Here is a 3,989-nt window from a genome sequence, read left to right as displayed (position 1 = left end):
GGATCGAGCCTTCGATTTGTCCCTCGCAGAGCGCGGGATTGACCGCGCGCCCCACGTCGTGTGCGGCGATGAATCGCTCGATGCGGCCGTGTTCGTCGAGCACGCACACCTGCGTGGCGTACCCGAAAGAGGTGTGCGTCTTGATCTTCGGCGTCTTCGCGCCGAGCGCCGTCGTATCGTTGACGACGATGTCGGCGGCGTAGACGCGGCCGGCGAGGTCGGCGAGCGACCGGCCGCGGTCCAGATCCGCTTTCAGCTTCTCTGCCGCGCCCGTCACGGCGCGTCCGCCGAAGAGCGTCGCGCGCGACCCGGTGGTCTGCCCGCACTGCAGCGCGTAGGTGGAATCCACGCGCGGGCGGAAGATCGACGGATCGAGGCCCGTGACCTGCGACGCGAACTGCACGAGGACGGTGAGCAGGCCCTGGCCCATCTCGGTATAGCCGTTGTAAAGCGAGATCGTGCCGTCTTGTTCGACCACCAGGCGCGCCTTGCCCCATTCGTCCACGCCGTTGCCGATGCCGGAGTTCTTGAGTCCGCAGCCGATCCCCACCGCGCGGCCGCGCCGCCGCGCGTCGTAGTAGGCATCTTTCACCGCTGCCAGCGTCTTTTTGATCCCGACGGATTTCTCCAGCACCTGGCCGGTGGAGAACGTGTCGCCGACCTCGACGGCATTGCGCCAGCGCATCTCCCAGCCGTCGAGTCCTGCTTTGGCAGCGAGAAGGTCCACGCACCCTTCGATCGCGAAGTGCGCCTGGTTGGCGCCGAAGCCGCGCATCGCGCCGCACGGCGGATTGTTGGTGTAGACGGCGCGCGCCTCGACGTCCACGTTCGGCACGCGATACGGGCCGCAGGCGTGGCCCGCCGCGCGCTCGAGCACCTTGCCGCCCACCGACGCATACGCGCCGGAATCGCCAATCATCCGCGCCTTGACCGCGGTCAGGCGCCCGTGGGCATCGCACCCGGCCGTGTAGCGCATCGTGATCGGGTGGCGCTTCGGGTGGAGGCGGATCGATTCCTCGCGACTCAGCTCGAGCTTCACCGCGTGGCCGGTCAGGCGCGCGAGCAGCGCCGTCTGCGCCTGGATCGACATGTCCTCCTTGCCGCCGAAGGCGCCGCCATTGGGCACCAGCTCGACGAACACGTGCTCTTCGCTCACGCCGAGGAACTGCGCCACCTGGCGGCGGTCGTCGAAAATCCCCTGGCCCTGCGTGTAGAGTCGCAGCCGTCCCTCGTCGAGCGGCTCGGCCAGCGCGCATTCCGGCTCGAGATAGAGATGCTCGATGCGCTGCGTCTTCCAGGTACCGCTCACGACGTGGGCGCTGGCGGCCAGCGCGGCGTCGGCGTCGCCTCGCCGGATGATCGATTCGGAGAGCAGGTTCGGATGCTGCGGGTTGATCTGCGGCGCATCCTCTTTTAATGCGGTTTCAGGATCGAGCACCGGCGGCAGCGGCTCGTAGCCCACCTCGACGAGCGTCGCGGCCTCCCGCGCCGTGTGGCGATCGATTGCGGCAACCGCGGCAATGACGTCGCCCACGCAGCGGACCTCTTCGCCTTCCGCGACGAACCCCGGCCAGTCGTTGTACAGGAGCCCGTACCACCGGTTCCCAGGCACGTCAGCCGCCGTTGCGACGGCGACAACGCCGGGGTGCGCCAGCGCGCGGGACGTGTCGATGCGCGTGACGCGGGCGCGCGCGTGCGGCGAGAGGACCACGGCGCCGTGCAGCATCGCGGGACGAACCATGTCCGCGACGTACGGCCGCTCGCCGAGCACGAGCGGCTGGCATTGATGTCGTGCCAGCGACTGGCCGACCCGGCCGTCGCCGTTCGGTTCGGGCACCCGCTCGCCACGGCGGGCGCGAGCGAACAGCTCGATCGCCTCGACGATCTTGACGTACCCGGTGCAGCGGCACAGGTGGACGTCAATTGCGCGCGCGATGTCGTGCGGCGTCGGGTTCGGATTGTGATCGACGAGGTGTTTGGCGCGGAGCGCGATGCCGGGGATGCAGAAGCCGCACTGGACGGCGGCAGCTGCGGCAAAGCTTCGGGCCAGCAGATCGCGTTCGTTCGCCGGAATACCGTCGAGCGTAACGATCGACGCCCCGTCCGCCTTGTCGGCCGGCATGGCGCAGGTGACCTTCGGGTTGCCGTCGATAAGGGCGAGGCAGCAGCCGCACTGCCCCTGGGGAGAACAGCCGTCCTTCACCGAGACGATGCCGCAGCGCTCGCGCAGCGTCTCGAGCAGCGACTCTCCCGGACGAGGCCCGACTTCGCGCGGCGTGCCGTTCAGCGTGAACCGGATGGCCATGCGCCCCCTACATGGATTGTAGGTCAACTCCGGTTTCCATTTCCGATTGTCCGAGGCGATCGCCCCTGCCTCGCGTCCGGCGCGCTGCGCCACAAGGTGAGCCATCCCAGTGGCTTACCGCGCCGGTTCGCACCGCCGTTCCGGCGGCGAGCCGCTTGCCATCGTGACGGCTGTTCGCGGCGGTCGCGCGCGGCCGCGGCCGACCTCTCCGTGGCCGGCGCGGCCGTCCGCGGATTACCAGTGGGCAGTGGGCCGTGCGTCCACCGTCAACTACCCACCGTCCACTGATCACTGGCCACTGATCACTGACCACTACTCAATTCAGAAGGGAGTCACACCCATGCATCACGAACTCAGGAACCGTCTCCTGGCCTGCGTCCTAGCGCTCGTCGTCTTCATGGCGCCGATCCACGGTCAGGCGGCCAAGGCGCTGGTCAACCTCAACACGGCCTCGTCTGCGCAGCTCCAGGACCTGCCGGGAATCGGAGCCAAGACCGCCGAGCGCATCATCGACTACCGCCAGAAGAATGGCGGGTTCAAGAAGATCGAGGAGTTGATGAACGTGAAGGGGATCGGCGAGAAGAGCTTCCTGAAGCTGAAGGATCGGATCACGGTCGCCCCACCGCAGCCGGCGCGCACCGGGCAGTAGCCGTCGCGTCGTGGCACAGCCAACCAGGGGCAGGCTGGCGGAGGCCGGCCTGACCCTCCTCGAACTGCTGTTTGTCATCTCGATCGTTCTGGTCCTGCTCGCCACGGCCGTCCCGGCGCTCCTGATTGGGCTGGACGACTTTCGCACGCGGGCGGCGGCGCGCTACCTCTCCGGCCAGTGCTACCGGACACGGGCGGAGTCGCTGGAGCAGAACGTACGCATCGCGCTTCGGTTCCAGGCCCGGGGCCCGGATTACGCCGTCGGCCGGTTTCGCGACGGCAACGGCAACGGCGTCCGCACCGCGGAGATCGCACTTGGGATCGACCCACGGCTGTCGGCGGACGTGACGCTCGCGGCCCTGTTCGGCGGGCATGTGCGGTTCGCCATTGCGCCCGGCGTGCCGCTCATCGACGGCGGCTTCGCCGCGGATCCGATTCGCCTGTCGAGCGGCGGCCTGCTGACGTTCGCGCCCAACGGGACCGCGTCGAGCGGTTCGGTCTATATCCGCGGCGCGCGAGAGGCCCAGTACGCGGTACGCGTCTTCGGGATCACCGGCCGCACGCGGGTGTTCAAGTACATGCGAGGCACATGGAAACCGTTGTAGTCGAGCGCCGGCGTCACCCGCGCGTGGCGCGGAAGGACATGACGTGGCGCGAGGCGCGGCTGCGGACGGGGGACGCGCTGTCGCTCCTGGACATTGCGGCGGGCGGCGCCCTCGTCGAATCGCGCCGTCGCCTTTTGCCGGGAACGGCGGTTGTCGTGCACCTTGTATCGGCGAACCACGCCGTCAGCCTGCGTGCGACCGTGGTGCGGTGCACGGTGTGCGCGCTCGACGCGCACGAGGGTGTGGTCTACCGGGGCGCGCTGTCCTTTCTCGAAGAGGCCGGAGTGATGCGAACCGCGCCGCCAGGCTGGTGAATCCCGGCGCGGGAATCTCTCGTGACACCGGTTCCCAAAGCCGAGAGGTGCCTGGCTGCGTAACAACAGCGAGCCATCACGAGCTCGGCTTCGTCGAGTGCCGTGAAAACGTGATTT

At 68.5% G+C, this 3,989-nt stretch carries 4 protein-coding genes; 3 read left to right on the top strand and 1 reads right to left on the bottom strand.

The window, feature by feature from the left end:
* Nucleotides 1-2,305 (bottom strand): selenium-dependent xanthine dehydrogenase (xdh, locus tag HYU53_00575; protein ID MBI2219688.1); only part of this gene is annotated, 2,305 nt, incomplete at its 3' end.
* Nucleotides 2,306-2,645: 340 nt separating this feature from the next.
* Between xdh and HYU53_00570 the strand changes: the two genes are divergently transcribed.
* Genes HYU53_00570 through HYU53_00560 form a run of 3 tightly spaced genes read left to right on the top strand, consistent with a single transcriptional unit; the run spans nucleotide 2,646 to nucleotide 3,872 of the window.
* Nucleotides 2,646-2,954 carry a helix-hairpin-helix domain-containing protein gene (locus tag HYU53_00570; GenBank protein MBI2219687.1) on the top strand — a complete coding sequence of 103 codons (309 nt, stop codon included), beginning with the start codon at nucleotides 2,646-2,648 and terminating at the stop codon, nucleotides 2,952-2,954.
* 10 nt (nucleotides 2,955-2,964) lie between these two features.
* Nucleotides 2,965-3,558, top strand: a complete 594-nt coding sequence (locus tag HYU53_00565; protein MBI2219686.1) for a hypothetical protein — start codon at nucleotides 2,965-2,967, stop codon at nucleotides 3,556-3,558.
* Nucleotides 3,543-3,872, top strand: a complete 330-nt coding sequence (locus tag HYU53_00560; GenBank protein MBI2219685.1) for a PilZ domain-containing protein — start codon at nucleotides 3,543-3,545, stop codon at nucleotides 3,870-3,872. The genes HYU53_00565 and HYU53_00560 overlap by 16 nt, the downstream gene beginning before the upstream one ends.
* The last annotated feature ends 117 nt before the right edge of the window (nucleotides 3,873-3,989 follow it).

This window comes from Acidobacteriota bacterium, assembly GCA_016184105.1.
Taxonomy (GTDB): Bacteria; Acidobacteriota; Vicinamibacteria; order Vicinamibacterales; family 2-12-FULL-66-21; genus JACPDI01.
Note: the sequence above shows the minus strand (reverse complement) of the source record. Positions and strands in the feature narration are given on the sequence as shown.

Excerpts from the sequence above, each read along its gene's own strand:
- HYU53_00570 (MBI2219687.1), top strand. The coding sequence starts at position 2,646 with ATGCATCACGAACTCAGGAACCGTCTCCTGGCCTGCGTCCTAGCGCTC.
- HYU53_00560 (MBI2219685.1), top strand. The coding sequence starts at position 3,543 with ATGGAAACCGTTGTAGTCGAGCGCCGGCGTCACCCGCGCGTGGCGCGG.